Source organism: Sphingomonas sp. BK481 (genome assembly GCF_014194875.1).
GTDB lineage: Bacteria > Pseudomonadota > Alphaproteobacteria > Sphingomonadales > Sphingomonadaceae > Sphingomonas > Sphingomonas aerolata.
On the sequence record NZ_JACIAP010000002.1, the window covers coordinates 130,429 to 152,281 of the forward strand.

A 21,853-nucleotide genomic window follows, 5' to 3' on the forward strand; every position below is an offset into this window, starting at 1 on the left:
ATGGTCCGTCATTCGGCCTGTATCAGCCGATGGTAAAGCGGTTCGTAACGCAAAATGTTTGACGACCAGTTACGGTCGCGCTCGACGAACGCCCGCGCACGCTGGCGGCGCGACGGCCAGTCCGCGCGATCGTCGAACATCCCCGCCAGTGCCGCCGCGATCGCTGGCGGATCGTCGGGTGGGAACAGCGTGCCCGTATCCCCGTCACGAATCAACTCGCGGTGTCCGCCCACGTCTGACGCGGCCACCATCCGCCCCTGCGCCATTGCCTCGAGCGGCTTGAGCGGCGTCACCAGATCGGTCAGCCGCATCCGCTTGCGCGGATAGGCGAGGATGTCGATCAGCCCGTAATAGCGCTCGACCTCGGCATGCGGCACCCGGCCGACGAAATGGATCGCGTCCGCGACCGGCGAGGCCGCGGCCTGCGCCGCCAGCGCATCCGCCATCGGCCCGCCCCCGACCAGCAGCAGCCGCGCGTCCGGCCGCGCCGCGACCAGCGCGGGCATCGCCGCGATCAGGTCGTCCAGCCCTTCGTAGTCATAGAAACTGCCGATGAAGCCGACCACGTCCCTGCCGTCGAGCCCCAGCGTCGCCGCCAGCGCGTCGTCGCGCGGCGACACCGCCCCGAACAGCGTCAGGTCGACACCGTTTGGCGACACCATGATCTTGCCCCCGTCGATCCCGCGCGCGATCAGGTCGTCGCGCAGCCCCTCGCAGATGACCGCGACGCCGTCCGCACGGCCGACCGCCCAGGTCTCGAGCGCGCGCGTCGTCCGATAGGCGAGCGATCCCTCGGCCCCGGTGCCGTTACCAACCGCGGCATCCTCCCAGAACGCCCGGATCTCGTAGACCAGCGGCAGTTTGCGCCGCCGCGCGACGATGAGTCCGGCCAACGCATCGAGCACCGGCGAATGCGCGTGCAGGATATCGGGGCGAAAGGCATCGACCGCCGCCTCGATCCGGCGGGCAAAGGCGCGGATCCCGGCAATCTCGCCCAGCGGCCCCGACCGGCGCGTCGCCGGCGTCCGGTGGAAGGTCAGCCCGTCGACCGACTCCACCGCGGCGGCGGCCGGCCCATGACGCTGCCCGGTCACCGCCGCGACCGTCCAGCCGCGCGCCTCCTGCGCCTTGAGGATCGCCCGCGTGCGAAAGGTATAGCCGCTCTGCAGGGGCAGGCCGTGGTCGAGGATATGAAGAATGCGCATCGTGAGTAGCGTGTTGCCATGACAGCGCTTAACGGCGCGTCAACCGCCGTGGCCTATGCCGCTGCGACGGACACGGGCGGCAACGGGACCGCGCAGACACGGAAGGTGGGCCGATGATCGACAATTTCGCGCTGGGCCTGACGCACGGCCTGATGATGCTCGCCGCGATCCTGCTGCTCCGCCGCCCCGATCTCGATTCCGAGCCGAAATCCGACGACGATCGCACGGGTGGCGGCACGCTCGACCGTGACGGACGCCGCCCGCGTGCGTGATCTCGCCTTCATCGCCTTTCTGGCTGCGATCTTCGCGCTCGGGTTCCGGCGTCCGTTCCTGCTCGTCCTCGCCTATGTCTATATCGACATCGTCTCGCCGCAGCGGCTGACCTATCTGCTGCTCAACACCGTCCCGATCTCGCTGATCGCGGTCGCGCTGGCGGTCGGCGGCTGGCTGATCGCGGACGACAAGCGCGACACGCGGGTCGCGCCGCGCCAGCTGCTGATCGTCGTGCTGCTGCTCTATTGCTGGGCGACCACGCTCGCCGCCGACTTCCCGATCGAGGCGAAGGACAAATGGGACTGGGTCTGGAAGGCGCTCGCCTTTGCCGCCTTCCTGCCGCTGACACTGCGCACCCGGCTCCGGATCGAGGCGCTGCTGCTGTTCATGATCCTGTCGGCGGCCTCGATCATCATCGTCGGCGGCATCAAGACGATCGCCAGCGGCGGCGGCGGCTATGGTCAGCTGAACCTGATGGTCGACAATAATTCGGGGCTCTACGAAGGCAGCACGATCAGCGCGGTCGCGGTCGCGATCATCCCGATCATTATCTGGTTCATGCGCTACGGGACGATCTTCAAACCCGACTGGCGCGTGCGCGGCTTCTGCGTCGCGCTCGTCTTCGCCTGCCTGCTGATCCCGGTCGGCACCTCGACGCGCACCGGTCTGCTCTGCATCGCGCTGCTCGCGGTCCTGTCGCTGCGCGTCGTCAAGCGCAAGGCGCTGTATCTGGCGGGGCTCGGCGCACTCGGGCTGATCGCGATCCCCTTCCTGCCCTCGACCTTCACCGACCGCATGAACACGATCAAGACCTACCAGGCCGACGAATCCGCCTCGACCCGGATCGCGGTGTGGGAGTGGACGATCGACTATGCCAAATCGCATCCCTTCGGCGGCGGGTTCGAGGCGTATCGCGGCAACCGCATCCGCTACGACCTCGCCGGCACCGGTGCTGCGACGCCGGGCCGTGTCGAGGAAGACAAGGCGCGCGCCTATCACAGCGCCTATTTCGAGATGCTCGGCGAACAGGGCTATTTCGGTCTCGCGCTGTGGCTGGTCCTCAATCTGGGCGGCCTCGTCCGGATGGAGATATTGCGCCGCCGCTACCGCGATCCGGAAGGGCAGTTCGCCTGGGCCGGCCCGCTCGCCGCCGCATTGCAGAGCGGCCATCTCGTCTATCTGCTCGGCGCGGCGTTCATCGCGATCGCGTTCCAGCCGTTCATCTACATGCTGATCGGCGCGCAGATCGGGCTCGACACCTATCTCGGGCGCAAACGCCGTGACGCGAGCTTCCGTCCGATGCGACGCCCCGCGCGCACGCCCCTGCCCGCATGACCGAACTCCGGGCGCTGACCGGCGCGCGCGGCGTCGCCGCATGGTTCGTCGTGCTGTTCCATCTCCGCGCCGCGCTCGGCGTGTCCGACGGCGTGCAGCGGTTTCTCGCCAAGGGCTATCTCGCGGTCGACTTCTTCTTCCTGCTCTCTGGCTTCGTGATCTGGCTGAGCTATGCCGACCGGATCGCCGTGCAGCGCTGGCGCGCCATCCCCGGCTTTCTGCGCCGCCGGGTCGCGCGGATCTGGCCGCTCCACCTCGTCATGCTCGGCGTCGCGCTGCTCATCGTCGCCGCGCTCGCGCTGACCGGACGCCCCCCCGACCCGCGCTTCCCGCTCGACCGCTTGCCGGTGCATATCCTCCTGCTCCAGAACTGGCCGATGACGCGCGACTGGTTCGGCGTCACCGCGCTCGACTGGAACGATCCCGCCTGGTCGATCTCGAGCGAGATGTTTGCCTATCTCGCCTTCCCGCTGCTCCCGCTCGTCATCGACTGGCGACGCGTCCCGACACTCGGCCTGATCGCGGCGATCGCCGTCGCGCTGGGCCTGCTCGCTTACGTGATGCGATCGAACGGCATGACGACGCTCGGCCAGGCGATCCCCTGGTTCGGCGTCCTGCGCTGCGTCACCGAATTCGCGGCAGGCACCGCGGTCGCGGCTTTGTGGCTACGCCACCGCGAGCACCCCCGGCGCGCACTCGTCGCGGCATTGTGCGTCAGCAGCCTGGGCTTTGCGAGCTTTGCTAGCGGCCTCGTCAACGAAATCGTCGCGGTGCCGGCCGCGCTCGCGGCGCTGCTGCTCGCGCTCGCGCTGACCTCCAACCGGCCCCGCAACCCGCTCGCCTCCTGGCCGCTGCACAGTCTCGGCGAGATCAGCTTTTCGACCTATCTCAGCCATTCGCTGCTCTGGACCGCGTTCAAGATGGCGTTCGTCGCCAGCGCAGTCGCGGTTTCGCCGCTCCTGATCGGCGCGCTTCTCTTCGGGATCCTGCTGGCCTCCCTCGCGCTGTACCACGGCGTCGAGCGGCCCGCGCAAGCCTGGATCAACCGCTTTGGCCAAACACCAAAAAGGGGCTAGCAAACACGCTGACCCCCGGTATCTCGTCGCATCTGATCGTCGAGCGTCAATCGACCGGCTCGTCCGCCAGTTCCTCCTCGAGCGCGGCGATGATCGCCTTGTTGAACGCGGGGATGTCGTCGGGCTTGCGGCTGGTGATCAGATTGTCGTCGACCACGACCTCCTCGTCGACCACCTCCGCGCCGGCATTCTCCAGATCGGTGCGGATCGACGGAAAGCTCGTCAGACGACGCCCGTCGATCACATCCGCCTCGGCCAGCAGCCAAGGCGCATGGCAGATCGCGGCGACGATCTTGCCGTCCTCCATGAACTCGGTGATGATCTCGATCGCGCGCTCCTGGACGCGCATCGCGTCCGGGTTGGCGACGCCGCCGGGCAGCACCAGCGCGTCGTAATCGTCAGTGTCGACCTCGTCGAGCGTCAGCTCGGGGGTGATCGTCTCCGCCTTGTTGATGTCGCCCTTCATGCCCTGGATCGGGTCGGTCTTGATCGACGCGAGCGTCACCTTCGCGCCCGCCGCCTCGAGCGCCTTCTTGGGTTCGAACAGTTCGACGGTCTCGAAACCGTCGGTGGCGAGGATCAGAATGCGTGCCTGGGAAAGATCGGCCATGTCATGTCTCCAGTGAAATCCCGTGCCCCCTCAACCCCGCGCCGCGCGGGTCGTTCCGGAACGATGCGCCCGCCCGAACATTTCGAATGTCGGCCGGAAGGAGCGACGCGTTGCCCAGCAGACTCGTATATTCAGATGACAGCAAGCCCGGCATTTCCCGCCGCAAGATGCGCGCCGGCTGGGGCTATTGGGACGCATCGGGCACCCGCATCACCGACCGTGACGAGATCGACCGGCTCAACGCGGTCGGCCTGCCCCCCGCCTACAGCAACGCCTGGTTCTGCCCCAAGCCCAATGGTCACATCCAGGCGGTCGGCTGGGACGAGAAGGGTCGCAAGCAATATCGCTATCACGCCGGCTTCCGCGAGGCGCAGGACGCCGCGAAATATGAGCGTTGCGCCGATTTCGGTCTCGCCCTCCCGAAGCTGCGCAAGGCGGTCGAGGCCGATCTGCGCAAACGCTCGCTCAGCCGTGACCGCGCGGTAGCCGCGGTCCTCCGCCTGCTCGACGGCGGGCATATCCGCATCGGGAACGAGGCCTATGCCGCCGCGAACGAGAGTTTCGGCGCGACCACGCTCCGCAAGCGCCACGGCGCGGTGAAGGGCGCCACGCTCCGGCTCGAATATAAGGGCAAGTCGGGCAAGATGCGGACGCTCCGGATCACCGACCGCTCGCTCAGCAGCTTCGTGAAGAAATGCCAGGATCTCGACGAACAGCATCTCTTCGCCTGGCTCGACGATGACGGCGTGGCGCATCCCGTCACGTCGAGCGACGTCAACGCCTATATCCAGGCGGTCACCGGCACCGACTTCACCGCCAAGCACTTCCGCACCTGGGCCGCCAGCGTCGCCGCGTTCGAGGCGCTCGCCTCGGCCGAGCGCGATCTCAGCCTGAAGGCGATGCTCGAACCGGTCGTCGCGCGGCTCGGCAACACGCATGCCATCGCGCGGAAAAGCTATGTCCACCCGGCCCTGATCGACCTCGTCAAACAGGGCCAGTCGACCTTCCGCAAGGCGCTCCGCCTCCCGCGCGCCAAGCGCTATCTCAGCCGGGAGGAATGCGGCCTGATCGCCTTTCTCGAGGCCGGCACCCCCGCGACCATCGCCGTCGCGGCCTGACGAGTATCCAGATGTCCAATACCAACAGCGTCGCCAAGGCCCCAATCTTCAACGCGAGCGATGTCGGCAGCCAGGCACAGGGCTTTGTCACCGCCAGCCTCGCCTGGGTCCAGGCCTATTGGCTGCAGATCCTGATCGCGTTCGGCGCCGGCGCGCTGATCGTCCTCGCGCTCCACACCGCACGCCGCTTCGGCAGCCGGCTATGCGAACGCCCGCGCGCGCTCAACGGCTGGGGGATCGTCGTCGGCAAGGCGGTCTCGCGGACCAGCAACTTCTTCATCGTCATGCTCGCCGCCAAGCTCGTCGACGGCTATTCCGCCGCGCCGGGCGAGGTCGCGACCACGGTCAATTTCCTCTTCACCGTCGCCGCGGTATTCCAGGTCGCGGTCTGGGTGCGCGAGATCATCCTCGGCGCGATCGAGCACCGCACCCAGTCCGAACATTATTCGGGTGAGGCGCTGCTGTCGGCGATGGGCCTGATCCGCCTGCTCGTCACCTTCGTCGTGTTCGCGGTCGCGATGGTCGTCGTGCTCGACAATCTCGGCGTCAACGTGACCGGCCTCGTCGCGGGCCTCGGCGTCGGCGGCATCGCGATCGGTCTGGCCGCGCAGGGCATCTTCGCCGATCTGTTCGCCGCGCTTGCGATCATCTTCGACCGCCCGTTCCGCCGCGGTGATTCGATCAGCTACGACACCGCCTCGGGCAGCGTCGAGGCGATCGGCCTGAAATCGACGCGCATCCGCGGTATCGACGGCGAGGAGCGCGTGATCTCGAACAAGAACCTCCTCAACAAGGAGATCCTCAACAACACGCAGCGCAACCATCGCCGCGCGAAATTCATCATCGGCGTCACCTATTTCACCCCCGCCGAAATCTGCGCGCGCATTCCCGACATGCTGAAGGACGTGGTCGAGGCGCAGGGCAAGATCTTCGTCCGCGCAGGCTTCACCGGCTTCGGCGCATCAAGCCTCGATTTCGAGGTTCAGTTCGACAGCGACGGCCCCGACTATGCCAGCTTCTACAACGGCCGCACCGCCGTCGGCATCGCCATCCTCCAGCGGTTCAACGACGAGAAGATCGAGATCGCCTTCCCCACCCAGGTCAACCTCACCGCCGCCCCTGACGGGTCGATCGTGATGCCATTCCCGGAGGCGCAACGGTCGCGCGCGGATACACCATCCACCTGACGAGGTCCCGGACTCTGACGAGACTCGCCACACCAACCACCACACCTCCCCGGCGAAGGCCGGGGCCCAGTTGGTGAGGCCGCAGTAACGGAACGCACCCGTCGTCAATCTCGTCCCCCAACTGGGCCCCGGCCTCCGCCGGGGAGGACGAAGGAAGCGCGGCACGCCTGCTGCAAGGGGGAAGCCCACCCCCCTCCGTCATCCCCGCGAAGGCGGGGATCCATAGACTCAACGGATCGAGATACCCCTCACCGCCAGCCAGTATGGATCCCCGCCTACGCGAGGATGACGAGGTGGGTGTGGGTAGGCCGGGACAACCCCCCTCAGATCCCCCCCTCATCCAGCGACAGCAACGTCGCATTCCCGCCCGCCGACGTCGTATCCACCGACACCGCCCGCTCCGCACAGAAGCGGTACAGATAGCGCGGCCCGCCCGCCTTGGGCCCGGTCCCGGACAGCCCCTCGCCGCCGAACGGCTGTGACCCGACCACCGCCCCGATCATCGACCGGTTGATGTACAGGTTGCCGACCGCCGCCTCGGCCTCGATCACCTCGGCCGCGCGCGCGATCCGGCTGTGCAGCCCCATCGTCAGGCCGTAGCCCTTGGCGTTGACCCGCGCGATCGTCTCGCTCAGCTTGCCCGCCTCCCAGGTCGCGACGTGGAGGATCGGCCCGAACCACTCCTCGTTCAGATCCTCGATCGCGCCGATCCGCACCAAAGTCGGCGGCACGAACAGGCCGTCCGCGGGCACGTCGAGCGTCTTGACGGTCTTCGTCGCCACCCGCGCGCGATACGCCATCAGCCGGTCATAGGCGGCCTGGTCGATCACCGGCCCGACATCGGTCGCCGGATCGCCCGCACGACCGATCCTCAGCGTGTCCATCGCACCCGACAGCATCTCGATCACGCCGTCGGCGATATCCTCCTGCACCAGCAGCAGGCGCAGCGCCGAGCAACGCTGCCCCGCCGATCGGAAGGACGAGGCGATCACGTCCGCCACCACCTGCTCAGGCAGCGCGGTCGAATCGACGATCATCGCGTTGATCCCGCCGGTCTCCGCGATCAGCGGGACGATCGGCCGGCTGTCGTCCTCGAGCAGCGCGCGTGCGATCTTGCGCGCGGTCGCGGTCGAGCCGGTGAACGCCACGCCCTGAATGCGGGCGTCCGCGGTCAGCGCCGCGCCGACCTCGGGCCCGCCCGTGACCAGGACCAGCACGTCGGCCGGCACGCCCGCCTCGTGCGCGAGCTCGACTGCCCGCGCGGCGATCCGCGGCGTCTGCGGCGCTGGCTTGGCCACCACCGCATTGCCCGTGACGAGCGCCGCCACCGTCTGCCCCAGGAAGATCGCCAGCGGGAAGTTCCACGGCGCGATCGTCGCCCAGACGCCGCGCCCCTCGATATGCAGCATGTTGCGCTCGCCCGTCGGCCCCGGCAGCTCGATCGGCTGCAGCTTCGCGCGCGCCTGCTGCGCATAATAACGGCAGAAATCCACCGCCTCGCGCACCTCGCCGATCGCGTCGGGGATCGTCTTGAACGCCTCCTGCACACAGATCGCCATCAGCTCGTCGCGATGCGTCTCGAGCAGGTCGGCAAGCCGGTCGAGACACGCCGCGCGCTCCTCGACCGGCGACCGCGACCAGCCCGGGAACGCCGCATGCGCGCGGGTGATGGCGGCCGTAACCTGATCCCCGCCCAACCCTGCTGCTCCCCCCCGGCGAAGGCCGGGGTCCAGTTGGGAAGGCTGCCGTGACGACGCGCCGTCCTCCGTCACATCACCGCCCCCAACTGGGCCCCGGCCTTCGCCGGGGTGGTGCCCTGACGAAGCGACCGGCGCATTCACCACCTTAACAGTCGCCGCCAGCGTATCCACGTCACTCAGATCGAGCCCCGCCGAATTCCGGTGCCCGCCCGCCCCGAACAGATCGACCGGCAACGGAATGCTCGGATGCCGCTTGCCGCCCACCGCGGCGATCTTCGCCACCGGATCCGCGAGGATCTCCCCCTCCGTCAGCCGCTCGTCCGCCAGCTGATGCACGAAGCTCGAATTCGCCCCATTCTCCAGCAGACGCCGGACGAGATACGCGAGCAGGTCGCGGTGCCCGCCGACCGGCGCATAGACGCGGCAATGATAGCCATTCTCCTGCACCAGCCGCTCGTACAGCCCGTCGCCCATGCCGTGCAGCCGCTGGAACTCGAAATCGCGGCTGTTGCCCGCCCATTCCATGATCGTCGCGACCGTCAGCGCATTGTGGCTCGCGAACGCCGGCCGGATATTCTCCGCCGCCAGCATGTCCTTGGCGACCGCCAGATACGACACGTCGGTCGCCGCCTTGCGCGTGAACAGCGGATAGTCCGCCAGCCCCTCGACCTGCGTCCGCTTGATCTCGCTGTCCCAATAGGCGCCCTTGACCAGCCGCACGTTCATCACGCGGTCGAGCCGGTTCGCCCATGCGATCACCGGCCGCGCGCGCTTGCCGTACGCCTGCACCGCCATGCCGAACCCGTCCCAGCCCTTCAGCGACGGCAGCCCGGCGACCGTGCCGATGATGTCGAGGCTCATCTCCAGCCGCTCGGATTCCTCGGCATCGACGGTCAGCGCAATGCCCTTCGACGCCGCCTGCACCGCCAGCGCCTCGAGCATCTCTGTCAGCGCGGGCACGCACTCGCTCCACCGCGCGACCTCGTAGCGCGGGTGCAGCGCCGACAGCTTGACCGAGATCGAATGCCCCGCGGCGGGATCGCGCCCGACCGCATCGACCGCACCGACATAGGCCTGGAAATAGCGCTGCGCATCCGCATGCGTCCGCGCCGCCTCGCCCAGCATGTCGAAGCTCGCGGTGAAGCCCTTGTTCTCGGGCCGCCGCATCCGCTTCATCGCCTCGTCGATGGTCCGGCCCATCACGAAGATCTCGCCCATCATCTTCATCGCGGCACCCACCGCCTGGCGCACGAACGGCTCGCCCGCCCGGCTGATCAGCCGGCGCAGCGGCCCGGTCGCGCCCTCGCCGACCAGCACGCGGCCGACCACCAGCCCCCAGGTCGCCGAATTGACGAGCTTTGAATTCGACTTGCCCGCATGCGCACGCCAGTCGGCATCGCCCAGCTTGTCCGCAATCAGCAGGTCTGCGGTCTCGGGATCGGGCACGCGCAGGAACGCCTCGGCGAGGCTCAGCAACGCGACCCCTTCTGACGAATTCAGCCGATATTCCTGGAGGAACTGGTTCACCCACCCCTTGCTCTGCGCCGCGCGCAGATCGGCGAGCAAGCCGAGCGCATGACCCATCACCCGCTCACGCGAATCCGAATCGAGCGCGGCACGCTCCAGCAGCGGTTTTAGAACATCGGGTTCGCTTGCGCGGTACAGCTTTGCCATGGTGTTACGGGCATTGGACGTTACGGCAGTCGACATTTTCCAGCTTCCGGTTGGGTGAGGCTTGCGGTCGGCCAGCCTGTACGCCTAGAGACGTCGCTGCGCTTAGCGCCAAACAGGCTAGGAGGGGAATGCCGTGGCGACGATCACCACCGCCGAGATGCAGAACCGCGTCGGCACCGAGACGCTGTCCGACTGGGTCGAGGTCACGCAAGGCATGATCGACAAATTCGCCGACGCCACCGGCGACCATCAATTCATTCATGTCGACCCCGCCCGCGCGGCGCAGACTCCGTTCGGCGGGACGATCGCGCACGGCTTCCTCACGCTCTCGCTGATGCCGCTCCTGTCGTCGAAGATCCCCGACGCGCCGACGATCGAGGGCGCGAAGATGGGCGTCAATTACGGCGGCAACTCGGTCCGCTTCCTCTCGCCGGTCCGCTCGGGATCGAAGGTCCGCGGCCGCTTCAAGCTGCTGTCGTTCGACGAGAAGCGCCCCGGCCAGTGGCAGCAGACCAACAGCTTCGCGGTCGAGATCAAGGGCCAGGACAAGCCCGCCCTGATCGCCGAATGGATCAGCCAGGTTTTCGTTTGATACCGCTCCCCACCCGCTCGCGGGAGGGGACTTCAGAAAAAGGATAGCATCATGCGTTCAGCCGTCATCGTCTCCACCGCCCGCACCCCGATCGGCCGCGCCTATCGCGGTGCGTTCAACAACACCCCCGCGCCGACGCTCGCCTCGCATTCGATCAAGGCCGCGGTCGAGCGCGCCGGCATCGACGGGGGCGAAGTCGACGACGTCGTCTTCGGCTGCGCGCTGCAGCAGGGGCATCAGGCGGGCAATATCGCGCGCACCTCGCTGCTCCGCGCCGGGCTGCCGACGACAGTCAGCGGCATGTCGCTCGACCGCCAGTGCGCCAGCGGGCTGATGGCGATCGCCACCGCCGCCAAGCAGATCATCACCGACCAGATGGACATCACCATCGGTGGCGGAGTCGAGAGCATCAGCCTCGTCCAGACGCCGCAGATGCGCGTCGCCCCCGATCCCGAACTGCTCGCGATGCACCGCGACGTCTATATGCCGATGCTCCAGACCGCCGAGGTCGTCGCCAAGCGCTACGGCATCACGCGCGACGCGATGGACGCCTATGCACTCCAGTCGCAGCAGCGCACCGCCGCCGCGCAGGCCGCGGGCTATTACGACGCCGAGATCGTCCCCGTCACCGCGAACATGGCGATCGTCAACAAGGAGACCAAGGACGTCACCTACAAGGAGGTGACGATCGCCCGCGACGAGGGCAACCGCGCCGACACCACGCTCGAAGGTCTCCAGTCGCTGAAGCCCGTGATGGGCCCCGACATGACGATCACCGCGGGCAATGCCAGCCAGCTGTCCGACGGGTCGTCCGCCTCTGTGCTGATGGAGGAAAAGATCGCGTCGCAGCGCGGGCTCCAGCCGCTCGGCCGCTATATCGGCATGGCGGTCGGCGGCACCGAACCCAACGAGATGGGGATCGGCCCGGTCGTCGCGATTCCCAAGCTGCTCAAGCGCTTCGGTCTCAAGATGGACGATATCGGCCTGTGGGAGCTGAACGAGGCGTTCGCGGTCCAGGTCCTCTATTGCCGCGACACGCTCGGCATTCCCGACGAGCTGCTCAACGTCAGCGGCGGCGCGATCTCGATCGGCCATCCCTACGGCATGACCGGCGCGCGCGCGACTGGCCATGCGCTGATCGAGGGCAAGCGCCGCGGCGCAAAGCATGTCGTCGTGACGATGTGCGTCGGCGGCGGCATGGGCGCGGCGGGCCTGTTCGAGGTGCTGTGATGGTCGCGGGGCGGCGGTCGCAACCATCCTCCGCCCCGCCCGTTCTCTGTGGCAATCCAAGCCAATAGGAGAATGACGATGGCCGACAAGGATACCCCGCAGGAAGTCGCGAACACCTTCCTCGACAAGCTGAAGTCCAGCCCGTTCGTGATGATCGGCCTCGACGACGGCCAGCATTCCGAGCCGATGACCGCGCAGCTTGATGACGATCAGCCCAACGTGCTGTTCTTCTTCGCCGGTCGCGACAACCGCATCGCCAAGGGTGGCGCGGCGATGGCGCAGTTCGTCGGCAAGGGGCATGATTTCTTCGCGTGCATGGCCGGCACCGTCTCGCAGATGAACGACCGTACGCAGATCGACAAGCTGTGGAACAACCAGGTCGAGGCCTGGTTTCCGGGCGGCAAGGAAGACCCCAACCTCACGCTGCTGCGCTTCGACATCAACAGCGCGGAACTCTGGGAAACCGACATCTCGCTGACCGGACGCGTCAAGATGTTGTTCGGCGGCACGATCACGTCGAGCGAGTCGAGCAGTCACGCCGTCGTCGACTCGGTCGGCTGACCCAGATACCGATCGCGACCGCCGGTTTCAGGACCGGCGGTCGCGATCGACCTTTATACTGGCGGGTCCTTATCCGTTCGCGGTGATGAACTCCTCGACCACCGGCGCGATCGTGTTGCGCCAGCGCGAGCCGTTGAAGATCCCGTAATGGCCGGCCCCCTCGGCGATCAGATACCGCTTCTTTGCCTCGGGAAGAGCGGTCGCCAGCGACAGCGCCGCCTTGGTCTGCCCCAGCCCCGAAATATCGTCGCGCTCGCCCTCGATCGCCAGCAGGCCAATATCGGTGATCGCCGCCGGATCGACCGGCCGCCCGCGGTGCGTCAGCAGGCCGCGCGGCAGCGCATGCGTCTGGAACACCACGTCGATCGTCTGCAGATAGAATTCGGCGGTCATGTCGCAGACCGAGCGATATTCCTCGTAGAACCCCTTGCTCGCCATCGCGCTCTCGCCGTCGCCCTGGACGAGATGCTTATACATCTCCCAATGCGAGACCATGTGGTTGCCGAGGTTCATCGACATGAAACCGGCAAGCTGCAGGAAGCCCGGATAGACCTTGCGCCCCGCGCCCGGATAATTCGCCGGCACCGTCGCGATGACATTCTGTTCGAACCACGTATGCGGACGCTCGGTCGCCAGCGTGTTGACCGCGGTCGGCGCCTCGCGCGTATCGACGGGCCCGCCCATCAGCGTCAGCGTCTTCGGCCGGCACGGATTGCCGTCCGCGCTCATCAGCGCCGCCGCGGCATAGCAGGGCACCGACGGCTGGCAGACCGCCAGCATATGCGTGCCGCCCTGCCCCTCGTTCGCGCCGATCGCCTCGAGGAACGCGATCACATAATCGATATAATCGTCGAGATCGAACCGTCCGGCGGACAGCGGCACGCTGCGCGCGTCGCGCCAGTCGGTGATGTATACGTCGGCGAACGGCAGCATCCGCTCGACCGTGCCGCGCAGCAGAGTCGCATAATGCCCCGACATCGGCGCGACGATCAGCAGCTTGGGGCCGCCGTCGACGCCCTCCCGCACGAACCGCTTGAGCTGACCGAAATCCTTGCGCAGCACGATCTCCTCGCGGACCGCGACTTCGCGTCCGTCGATGATCGTGTGGTCGAGGCCGAACGCCGGCTTTCCGCGAGTCGCATTGACGTGCGCGAACACCTCCAGCGCCGATCCGACGACCGCGCCGCCGCCCAAATAGGCGAATGGGTTTGCTGGATTGTTCAGCATTCCCGCCCCGAAACTGGCCATTCTGCTGGCACCTGCCATCATCGACCGCTGAAATTCATAGGCATCGTAGAGCATTCGGTATCCTCTACCCCAAAAGGGGTTAACATTTCCGTAACGCAATTATGCTGCCGCGCAACAGAGCATTGCCGGGACGCAGGCGCGCGCGTGTCCCAATCCCGTGCGCGTCCTGCTCGTTCAACGTCCCGGCCGTCATGCGGTTGCCGTTGAGCGTGACCCCCGCCGCTGCTAGGCGATCCGCCATGGCCAAGCCGATACTCGACGAAAAGACGCCCCGCCGGATCGGCGACCTTGCAATGGTGTGGCGACACGCCGCGAACTACCCGCGCCAGATCACCTTTGCGGGACTCGCGCTGGTAACCACCTCGGCCGCGACGATCGGCATACCCTACGGCTTCAAGCGCGTGATCGACCGCGGCTTCGGCCCGGGCGCGAGCGGATCGGTCGGGACATCGTTCCATTATCTGCTCATGATCGTCGTCGTGCTCGCGGTCGCGACTGCGGTGCGCTTCTATTATGTGTCATGGCTCGGCGAACGAGTCGTCGCGGACATCCGCACCACGGTCCAGCGTCACCTGCTCACCCTGACGCCGCGCTTCTTCGAGGAGAATCGCCCGTCGGAGATCGCCTCGCGGCTGACCTCGGACACTGCGCTGATCGACCAGGTCGTCGGCAGCACCGTCTCGATCGCGCTGCGCAACACCTTCACCGGGGTCGGCGGGCTGATCTATCTGTTCGCGATCTCGCCCAAGCTCGCCGGGCTGCTGATGATCGGAATCCCGCTCATCGTCCTGCCGATCGCGCTGCTCGGCAAGCGCGTCCGCAATTACTCGCGCACCTCGCAGGACCGCGTCGCCGATGTCGGCTCGATCGCCACCGAGACGCTCGGCGCGATGAAGGTCGTGCAGGCGTTCGGGCAGGAAGAGCGCGAGGCGACCCGCTTTGGTGACGCGGTGCGCGCGACCTTCGCCGCAGCGCGCGCGCGGATCCTGTTGCGCGCGATCATGACCGCGATCGTCATCGGACTGCTGTTCGGCTCGATCACGCTGGTGCTGTGGGAAGGCGCGGTCGACGTCGCCGCCGGGCGGATCAGCGGCGGCGCGATCGCCGCCTTCGTCCTGACCGGCGGGATCGTCGCGGGCGCGTTCGGGGCACTGACCGAGGTGTACGGCGATCTGCTGCGCGGCGCGGGTGCCGCCGGACGGTTGTCCGAACTGCTACGCGAGACGCCCGAGATCGCACCGCCCGCCACGCCCGTCGCGCTGCCGCAGCCCTCGCGCGGTGCGCTCGCCTTCGAGGGCGTCCGGTTCCATTACCCCACCCGCCGCGACGTCGCCGCGCTCAACGGCTTCTCGCTCGACATCAAACCGGGCGAGACGGTCGCGGTCGTCGGCCCCTCGGGCGCGGGCAAGACCACCTTGTTCCAGCTCGTCCAGCGCTTCTACGATCCCGATGCGGGCCGCGTGACGCTCGACGGCGTCGACCTGCGCGATGCCGATCCCGCCGCGGTCCGCGCGCGGATCGCGATGGTGCCGCAGGAAACGGTGATCTTCGGCGCCTCGGCGCGCGACAATCTCCGCTATGGCGACTGGACCGCGAGCGACGACCAGCTCTGGGCCGCCGCCGAGGCCGCCAACGCCGCCGAATTCCTCCGCAAGCTCCCCGAAGGCCTCGACACCTTCCTCGGCGAGGGCGGCGCGCGGCTGTCGGGCGGTCAGCGTCAGCGCGTGACGATCGCGCGCGCGCTGCTCCGCGACGCCCCGATCCTGCTGCTCGACGAGGCGACCAGCGCGCTCGACGCGGAGAGCGAACGGCTCGTCCAGGAGGCGCTCGAACGGCTCATGGCGAACCGCACCACGCTCGTCATCGCGCACCGCCTCGCAACCGTCCGCGCCGCCGAACGGATCATCGTGATGAACGACGGCCAGATCGTCGAGGAGGGCTCGCACGGGGCGCTGATGACCAACAGCGGCCTCTATGCGCGGCTGGCCAGCCTGCAGTTCAACGACGCGGCCTAGCCCTTCGGCGGTTTCGCGCGCTTTGGCTTGGGCAGCGGCAGTTCGGCGGCCGAGATCCGGACTATCTCGGCCATCCAGTCGGCATCGTCCCAGCGATCCGCGTCGATCACCAGACAGGGTTTCGCCCCCGGATAGGGCGCTGCTTCCTCGATCGCCGCGCCGTCGCTGCCCGCGAACGCGCGCCCGCCCGGGGTCGGCTTGAGGAACAGCCGGTCGTCGCAGATCAGCGCCACCATCCGCCCGTCGCAATAGACGCCATATTCGCCGAACATCGGCCGCGCGGCGACCTCGCCCGCGGCGGCGATCTGCTCGACGATGAACGCGACGATGCTCGGATCGGAGGCCATTGCGCGATCCTGCCAGATCCGACCCGCCTTGACGAGACGCGGCGTTTCGCTTGCGGGGCGGCGGCGGTCGGGGCAGAACCGCGGCAAAACGGGAGATGGACATGCGTGACTTCGACATCGTCATCTATGGCGCGACCGGCTTCACCGGCCGGCTGGTCGCCGAATATCTGGTCCAGGCCTATCCGACCGGCCTGAGCTGGGCGATGGCCGGGCGGTCGCGCGCCAAGCTCGAGGAGGTTCGCGACCTGATCGGCGCCCCCGCCGACACGCCGCTCGTCACCGCCGACTCGGCCGATCCGGCAAGCCTGCGCGCGATGGTCGAGCGCGCCACCGTCGTGATCTCGACCGTCGGGCCCTACCAGCTCTACGGCTCCGACCTCGTCGCCGCCTGCGCCGCATCGGGCACCGCCTATGTCGACCTGTGCGGCGAGCCCGCCTGGATGCGCCACATGATCGACGCGCACGAGGGGGAGGCCACGCGCACCGGCGCCCGGATCGTCTTCTCGTGCGGCTTTGACAGCATCCCGTTCGATCTCGGCGTGCTCACGCTCCAGGAGGCGGCCAGGGCGCGCTACGGCAGTCCTGCGCCGCGCGTTAAGGGCCGCGTCCGGACGATGAAGGGCACCTTCTCCGGCGGCACCGCGGCCAGCCTCAAGGCGACGCTCGCCGCCGCCGCGCGCGATCCCGGCCTCGTCAAGCTGCTGACCAGCCCGTTCGCGCTCACCCCCGGCTTCACCGGGCCGCATCAGCCGTCCGGGCTGCTTCCCGAATATGACTCGACGCTCCAGACTTGGGTCGCACCGTTCGTGATGGCGCCGATCAACACCAAGAACGTCCACCGCACGAATTTCCTCCTCGGCGAGGCCTATGGCGCGGACTTCGTCTATGACGAGATGATGGTCGCGGGGCTCGGCGACATGGGCAAGGCCGCGGCCGAGGCGATCGCGAAGTTCAATCCGTTCGCCGGCGACAAGGGCCCGAAGCCCGGCCAAGGCCCCTCCAAGGCCGAACGCGATGAAGGCCATTACGACCTGCTGTTCGCAGGGATCATGCCCGATGGCAGCCGCATCGACACGGTCGTGACGGGCGACCGCGACCCGGGCTATGGATCGACCAGCAAGATGATCGCGGAGGCGGCGATCTGCCTCGTGCGCGATGTCGCGGGCGATGGCGGCATCTGGACGCCGGGCGCGCTGATGGGCGCCAAACTGCGCGACCGGCTGATCGGGCATGCCGGGCTGACCTTCGTCACCAGCTGAGCGATCACGGCGTAAACATTTGATATAAGGGTGATCGCGCCCTATCTGAACGGGGGATTACAAAGGACTCCCGCCTCGATGCTCGTCGGCCATTCCCTGTCGGACCCGAACGGTCTGCTACTGACGATGGACCAGACCGTCGAGGACCTGCTGCAACGGCCGCTTAGCGAACTCGTCGGGCGCTCCTATGCCGACGTCACCCACCCGGACGACCGCGTCCGCAACATCGATCGGGTCACCATGCTCGCCCCCGGCGCGGGCCCGGTCTGCATCCGCAAGCGCTATCTCCAGCCCGGCGGTGCCGCCGTGTGGGTCGACGTCCATGTCTCGCGGCTCGACCGCGGGCTCGAGGCCGGCCGGCTCGTCGGCACGCTCTACCTTCCGCAAGCCAAGGCGCTCACCGCGGTGCCCGACGTCGTCATGCCCGAACGGCTCTGGCAGGTCGCGCTGAAGGTCGACCGGAGCCTGCACCGACGACGCGAACAGCTGGGCGACGACCTGTTCGGCGACCATGCCTGGCTCGTGCTGGTGCAGATCTATCTCGCCGAGGCCGAGGGTCGGGTGATCGATGCGGCGACGCTCGGCGCGCTGGCCCTGCTCGATCTGCCGCGCACGCACCGCTGGATCGGCGCGCTCGCCGAAAAGGGCCTGGTCGAACGCCCCGACTGCAGCGCGGGCGTGATCCAGCTCACCGCCACGGGCCTCGCCAGGACCGAAACCCTGCTCGCCACCTACTCCGACTTGGCGTAACAGCGGCGGCGCCATCTTCGATCCGGACCGTCCTGCCCATGCCTGCCGACCCCTTACCCGCCGCCGATCCTCTTGCGGCCCATCTCGAGTCTCTGGGACCGGTCCGCGTCGCCGCGCTCTATCGCTTCACGCCCTTTGCCGACATCGCCGCGATCAAGCCGCCGCTCGCCGCGCTGTGCTGTGCGCAAGGCGTGAAGGGCACGCTGCTGCTCGCAGCCGAGGGGATCAACGGCACGATCGCGGGGACCGACGCGGCGATCGACACCGTCCTCGCGCATATCCGGTCGCTGCCCGGCTGTGCCACGCTCGACGTCAAGGATTCGCGCGCCGAAACGATGCCCTTCCACCGCATGAAGGTCCGCCTCAAGCGCGAGATCGTGACGATGGGCGAACCCGATATCGACCCGCTCGGCGATGTCGGTCGCTATGTCGAGCCTGGCGACTGGAACGCGCTGATCGCCGATCCGGGCACGATCGTGATCGACACGCGCAACGATTATGAGGTCGCGGTCGGCAGCTTTGCAGGCGCGATCGACCCGAAGACGCGCAGCTTCCGCGACTTCCCCGCCTGGTTCCGCGAGCACCGCGACCAACTCGTCGGCGACGGCCCGCCGCCAAGAATCGCGATGTTCTGCACCGGCGGGATCCGCTGCGAGAAGTCGACTGCGTTCCTGAAAGCGGAAGGGTTGGACGAGGTCTATCACCTGAAGGGCGGCATCCTCAAATATCTCGAAACCGTGCCCAAGGCCGAGAGCCTGTGGGAGGGCGAATGCTTCGTCTTCGATCAGCGCGTCGCGGTCGGCCACGGCCTCGCCCCCGGCACGCACGGTCTGTGCCATGCCTGCCGCATGCCCGTCAGCCCCGCCGACCGCGCCTCGCCGCTCTATGTCGAGGGGATCAGCTGCCCCGCCTGCCACGACGCCCGCGACGCGACCCAGCGCGCCGGCTATGCCGAGCGCGAACGCCAGATGCGCCTCGCCGAAGCCCGCGGCCAGACGCATGTCGGCGCGGTCCTCCCGCAGACGCACGCGGATGACGACGGGCAAACCCCCTCTTCGTCATCCTGACGAAAGTCAGGACCCACGCCCCTCTTCGTCATCCTGACGAAAGTCAGGACCCAGAGTACCAACCGGCACCTTTGTGGCTCTAGGTCCTGACGTTCGTCAGGATGACGAGGTTCAGGCGACGGATCCCGACCCGTGCGAACCCTCGCCAAACCGCGCCGCCAGCGCCGCATTCCCCTGCGACATCGCCAGCGACGCCATGCTGTTCCCCGCCGCATCGACCACCGCCGGATCCGCACCCTCCTCGATCAGCAGGTCGATGATCGCCCCCTGATTGAACAACGCCGCCATCATCAGCGCGGTCTGCCCGACACCGTTGCGCCGGTTCACGTCCGCCCCTGCCGCGATCAGCATCCGCGCGATCGGCGTATAGCCCTTGAAGCACACCCCCATCAGCGCGGTATTGGCGGTGCTCACCGGATCGCCATCGACTAGCGCGCCCGCGTCGAGCAGCAGCCGCGTCGTCGACTCCTGCGCATTGTAGCTCGCCAGCACGAGGGGGGTGTACCCCCGCGCATCGGTCACCTCGATATCGACCCCGGCCTGCAGGAGCGCCGGGATCATCTCGTCCCGCCCCATCCGCGCGGCATCGAACATAAGCTCGACCAGCCGCTCGATCGGCGGCAACGGGGGCAGCTCGCGTACGTCAGTCATCATTCGCCTCGATGATATGCGGGACGAACCGCGCCATGTTGCGCGTCACCACCGTCTCATCCTCCCGAACGCCGATCCCCGCGGCTTCGTTGCCGACGATCCACGCGCCGATCACCGGATGCCGCCCGTCGAACACCGGCGGCGGCGCATAGGCCTGGAGGATCGCCCCTTCGGCACCATAGCCCTGGTCGAGAATGGCGGGCGTGCCGCCCTCCCCGCCGACGATCTCGACATTGGCGCCCTCGCGCGAGAATAATGGCTTGCGGACATGGCGCGGCCCCAGGATCGTCGCCGCCGGATCGCCGTCGAAATACGCCGGCAACAGGTTCGGATGCCCGGGATGCCGCTCCCACAGCAGCGGCAGGATGCCCTTGTTCGACAGGATCGATTTCCACGCCGGCTCGATCCAGCGCACGTCCGCACGCGACAGGTTCGGCGCATAGGGTTCGCGCAGCATGAACTCCCAGGGATAGAGCTTGAACGCCGCCTGCACCTCGAAGCCTTCGGGATCGACGAACCGGCCATCGGCAGCGAGGCCGATATCCTTCATCTCGACGAACTTCGGCTCGATTCCGACCTGGCTGGCCAGATCCTCGAAGAACCGCACGGTCTGGCGGTCCTCGATCGCGGTCGCGTCCGCTGCGAAATGGACGAAACCCCCGCTCGGGAACAGCGCGCGGAACCGTTCGCGCAGCTTGTCGAACAGGCTGTTGAACTGGTCAGTCCCCGCCGGCATCGCCCCGCTCGCGAGCAGGTCCTCCAGCCACATCCATTGGAACGTCGCGCATTCGAACACCGATGTCGGCGTGTCGGCATTATATTCGTAGAGCTTGGCCGGCCCCGTCCCGTCATAGGCGAAGTCGAACCGGCCATAGAGCGACGGCTGGCGCGTCCGCCACGTCTCCGCGACATAATTCCACTGCTCGCGCGGGATCGCGAGCCGCTCCATCAGCTGCTGGTCGCGCACCACCTCGTCGACCAGGTCGAGGCACATCGCGTGCATCTGTTCGGCCGCGGGTTCGAGATCCTCCTCGATCTCCGCCAGCGTGAAGGCATAGGCGGCGCTCTCGTCCCAATAGGGCTCGATCGCGTCGCCCACCGCCGTGCCGTGATAAACGAACCCGATCGCGTCGGCCCGTTCGCGCCAGTCGCCGCGCGGGTCGACCGCGATCCGGCGCATCAGTTGTCCTGCGTCTTGCTGTCGTCACGCTGCTCGAGCCGCAGCGTCTGCCCGAGCTGGTCGGTCTTGGGCGCGGTCAGCCGGGCGAGCACGTCGTCCGCGGACGACTGACCCGGCAGGATCCCCGCCTGGCGCAGCTTCTCGTCGAGATCCGCGCCGGTGCGCCGATCCTCCAGCTCGCCGGCCGCCTTGATCCGCTCGCCGCGGATCGCCTGCCGCTCGCGGATCCGCGCAAGGCTGTCCGCCGCGGAGCCCAGCTTGTTGCCCGCGCCGATGCTCCCCGATGCGACGGTCGCCTGCGCCTTCTGCACCGACTCGTTGACCTTGACGACCTCGACCTCGCGGCGGAGCTGCTCGATCTTGCGGTCGGTCTGCGCGACCGCGGTGTGGATCTGTTCCTCGGCGGCGCGCATGTCCTCGACCTGCGGGCTCTTCAGCGCGATATCCTGTTCGAGATCGGCGATCCGCTGCGCGACCTGCCGTGCAAGGTCCATATTGCCCTTCTCGACCGCGATTCGCGCCGAGGCCTCGTATTTCGCGGCTTGCGCGCGGAAGCTCTCGACCTCGGTCTCGAGGATCCGGCGGCGGGCGACCAGCCCGGCCAGGTCGTCGCGCGCCTTGCCCTGCGCCTTGTCCGCGTCGCGGATCTCCTGGTCGAGGATTCGCAGGGCGTTCGCGTCGACGACCGCCGCGCCGGCTTCATGCGCGCCCGCCCGGCCGAGGGTGAAAATCTTGCTCCAGATGGCCATGCCAGTCTCTCCGTATGATGCTTTGG

The 21,853-nt window shown here is 67.7% G+C and carries 20 protein-coding genes; 12 read left to right on the forward strand and 8 right to left on the reverse strand.

Going from position 1 to position 21,853, the window contains the following annotated elements; translation table 11 throughout:
* Positions 1–8: 8 nt before the first annotated feature.
* Complete coding sequence (locus FHY04_RS04540; protein WP_183935567.1) at positions 9–1,205, reverse strand: TIGR04063 family PEP-CTERM/XrtA system glycosyltransferase; 1,197 nt, start codon at positions 1,203–1,205, stop codon at positions 9–11.
* Between the two features lie 113 nt (positions 1,206–1,318).
* Between FHY04_RS04540 and FHY04_RS04545 the strand changes: the two genes are divergently transcribed.
* The 3 genes from FHY04_RS04545 to FHY04_RS04555 are packed head-to-tail and all read left to right on the forward strand — an operon-like array spanning position 1,319 to position 3,889.
* Complete coding sequence (locus tag FHY04_RS04545) at positions 1,319–1,477, forward strand: hypothetical protein (protein WP_183935568.1); 159 nt, start codon at positions 1,319–1,321, stop codon at positions 1,475–1,477.
* Positions 1,470–2,813 carry a putative O-glycosylation ligase, exosortase A system-associated gene (locus tag FHY04_RS04550; RefSeq protein WP_183935569.1) on the forward strand — a complete coding sequence of 448 codons (1,344 nt, stop codon included), beginning with the start codon at positions 1,470–1,472 and terminating at the stop codon, positions 2,811–2,813. The genes FHY04_RS04545 and FHY04_RS04550 overlap by 8 nt, the downstream gene beginning before the upstream one ends.
* On the forward strand, positions 2,810–3,889 hold the full coding sequence (locus FHY04_RS04555; protein WP_183935570.1) for an acyltransferase: 1,080 nt from the start codon (positions 2,810–2,812) through the stop codon (positions 3,887–3,889). The genes FHY04_RS04550 and FHY04_RS04555 overlap by 4 nt, the downstream gene beginning before the upstream one ends.
* A gap of 46 nt (positions 3,890–3,935) precedes the next feature.
* Here the strand turns inward: FHY04_RS04555 and FHY04_RS04560 are convergent, their stop codons facing one another.
* Positions 3,936–4,499: a type 1 glutamine amidotransferase domain-containing protein gene (locus tag FHY04_RS04560; RefSeq protein WP_183935571.1), complete on the reverse strand. Its 564-nt coding sequence runs from the start codon at positions 4,497–4,499 to the stop codon at positions 3,936–3,938.
* A gap of 86 nt (positions 4,500–4,585) precedes the next feature.
* Here FHY04_RS04560 and FHY04_RS04565 point away from each other — a divergent pair, with 86 nt between their 5' ends.
* Together FHY04_RS04565 and FHY04_RS04570 are read left to right on the forward strand one after the other, a co-directional pair.
* Positions 4,586–5,617, forward strand: a complete 1,032-nt coding sequence (locus tag FHY04_RS04565; RefSeq protein WP_260171323.1) for a DNA topoisomerase IB — start codon at positions 4,586–4,588, stop codon at positions 5,615–5,617.
* A gap of 11 nt (positions 5,618–5,628) precedes the next feature.
* Positions 5,629–6,804, forward strand: a complete 1,176-nt coding sequence (locus FHY04_RS04570; protein ID WP_183935572.1) for a mechanosensitive ion channel family protein — start codon at positions 5,629–5,631, stop codon at positions 6,802–6,804.
* A gap of 323 nt (positions 6,805–7,127) precedes the next feature.
* Here FHY04_RS04570 and putA read toward each other — a convergent pair whose 3' ends face one another.
* The gene (gene putA, locus FHY04_RS04575) at positions 7,128–10,178 is read right to left on the reverse strand and encodes a bifunctional proline dehydrogenase/L-glutamate gamma-semialdehyde dehydrogenase PutA (protein WP_409349144.1); all 3,051 of its coding nucleotides are present in this window, start codon (positions 10,176–10,178) and stop codon (positions 7,128–7,130) included.
* Between the two features lie 133 nt (positions 10,179–10,311).
* On the opposite strand from putA, the gene FHY04_RS04580 reads away from it, so the two are divergent.
* The 3 genes from FHY04_RS04580 (at position 10,312) to FHY04_RS04590 (ending at position 12,561) form a co-directional block, all read left to right on the forward strand.
* The gene (locus FHY04_RS04580) at positions 10,312–10,770 is read left to right on the forward strand and encodes a MaoC family dehydratase (RefSeq protein WP_311723681.1); all 459 of its coding nucleotides are present in this window, start codon (positions 10,312–10,314) and stop codon (positions 10,768–10,770) included.
* Between the two features lie 51 nt (positions 10,771–10,821).
* Positions 10,822–12,000 (forward strand): acetyl-CoA C-acyltransferase, encoded by a 1,179-nt coding sequence (locus FHY04_RS04585; protein WP_183935574.1) that lies wholly within the window; start codon positions 10,822–10,824, stop codon positions 11,998–12,000.
* Positions 12,001–12,078: 78 nt separating this feature from the next.
* Positions 12,079–12,561, forward strand: coding sequence for a pyridoxamine 5'-phosphate oxidase family protein (locus FHY04_RS04590; RefSeq protein ID WP_031394543.1), 483 nt, complete (start codon positions 12,079–12,081; stop codon positions 12,559–12,561).
* A 69-nt stretch (positions 12,562–12,630) separates the two neighbouring features.
* On the opposite strand, the gene FHY04_RS04595 is transcribed toward FHY04_RS04590, so the two are convergent.
* Positions 12,631–13,863 carry a polyhydroxyalkanoate depolymerase gene (locus FHY04_RS04595; RefSeq protein WP_183935575.1) on the reverse strand — a complete coding sequence of 411 codons (1,233 nt, stop codon included), beginning with the start codon at positions 13,861–13,863 and terminating at the stop codon, positions 12,631–12,633.
* Positions 13,864–14,048: 185 nt separating this feature from the next.
* Here FHY04_RS04595 and FHY04_RS04600 point away from each other — a divergent pair, with 185 nt between their 5' ends.
* A complete protein-coding gene (locus FHY04_RS04600) occupies positions 14,049–15,824 on the forward strand; it encodes an ABC transporter transmembrane domain-containing protein (protein WP_183935576.1) in 1,776 nt (591 codons plus the stop codon).
* Here FHY04_RS04600 and FHY04_RS04605 read toward each other — a convergent pair.
* Positions 15,821–16,171 carry a TfoX/Sxy family protein gene (locus tag FHY04_RS04605; protein ID WP_183935577.1) on the reverse strand — a complete coding sequence of 117 codons (351 nt, stop codon included), beginning with the start codon at positions 16,169–16,171 and terminating at the stop codon, positions 15,821–15,823. The two genes, FHY04_RS04600 and FHY04_RS04605, sit on opposite strands and share 4 nt — an antisense overlap.
* Before the next feature lie 101 nt (positions 16,172–16,272).
* Between FHY04_RS04605 and FHY04_RS04610 the strand changes: the two genes are divergently transcribed.
* The 3 genes from FHY04_RS04610 (at position 16,273) to FHY04_RS04620 (ending at position 19,247) form a co-directional block, all read left to right on the forward strand.
* A complete protein-coding gene (locus FHY04_RS04610) occupies positions 16,273–17,430 on the forward strand; it encodes a trans-acting enoyl reductase family protein (protein WP_183935578.1) in 1,158 nt (385 codons plus the stop codon).
* A gap of 78 nt (positions 17,431–17,508) precedes the next feature.
* On the forward strand, positions 17,509–18,180 hold the full coding sequence (locus FHY04_RS04615; protein WP_183935579.1) for a PAS domain-containing protein: 672 nt from the start codon (positions 17,509–17,511) through the stop codon (positions 18,178–18,180).
* 38 nt (positions 18,181–18,218) lie between these two features.
* The gene (locus FHY04_RS04620) at positions 18,219–19,247 is read left to right on the forward strand and encodes a rhodanese-related sulfurtransferase (RefSeq protein ID WP_183935580.1); all 1,029 of its coding nucleotides are present in this window, start codon (positions 18,219–18,221) and stop codon (positions 19,245–19,247) included.
* Positions 19,248–19,358: 111 nt separating this feature from the next.
* Here FHY04_RS04620 and FHY04_RS04625 read toward each other — a convergent pair whose 3' ends face one another.
* From FHY04_RS04625 to FHY04_RS04635, 3 genes are read right to left on the reverse strand one after another with little or no spacing between them, the layout of a single operon-like run.
* On the reverse strand, positions 19,359–19,898 hold the full coding sequence (locus FHY04_RS04625) for an ankyrin repeat domain-containing protein (protein ID WP_183935581.1): 540 nt from the start codon (positions 19,896–19,898) through the stop codon (positions 19,359–19,361).
* On the reverse strand, positions 19,891–21,078 hold the full coding sequence (locus FHY04_RS04630; protein ID WP_183935582.1) for a glutathionylspermidine synthase family protein: 1,188 nt from the start codon (positions 21,076–21,078) through the stop codon (positions 19,891–19,893). The genes FHY04_RS04625 and FHY04_RS04630 overlap by 8 nt, the downstream gene beginning before the upstream one ends.
* Positions 21,078–21,827 (reverse strand): PspA/IM30 family protein, encoded by a 750-nt coding sequence (locus tag FHY04_RS04635; RefSeq protein ID WP_037529566.1) that lies wholly within the window; start codon positions 21,825–21,827, stop codon positions 21,078–21,080. The genes FHY04_RS04630 and FHY04_RS04635 overlap by 1 nt, the downstream gene beginning before the upstream one ends.
* Between the last annotated feature and the right edge of the window lie 26 nt (positions 21,828–21,853).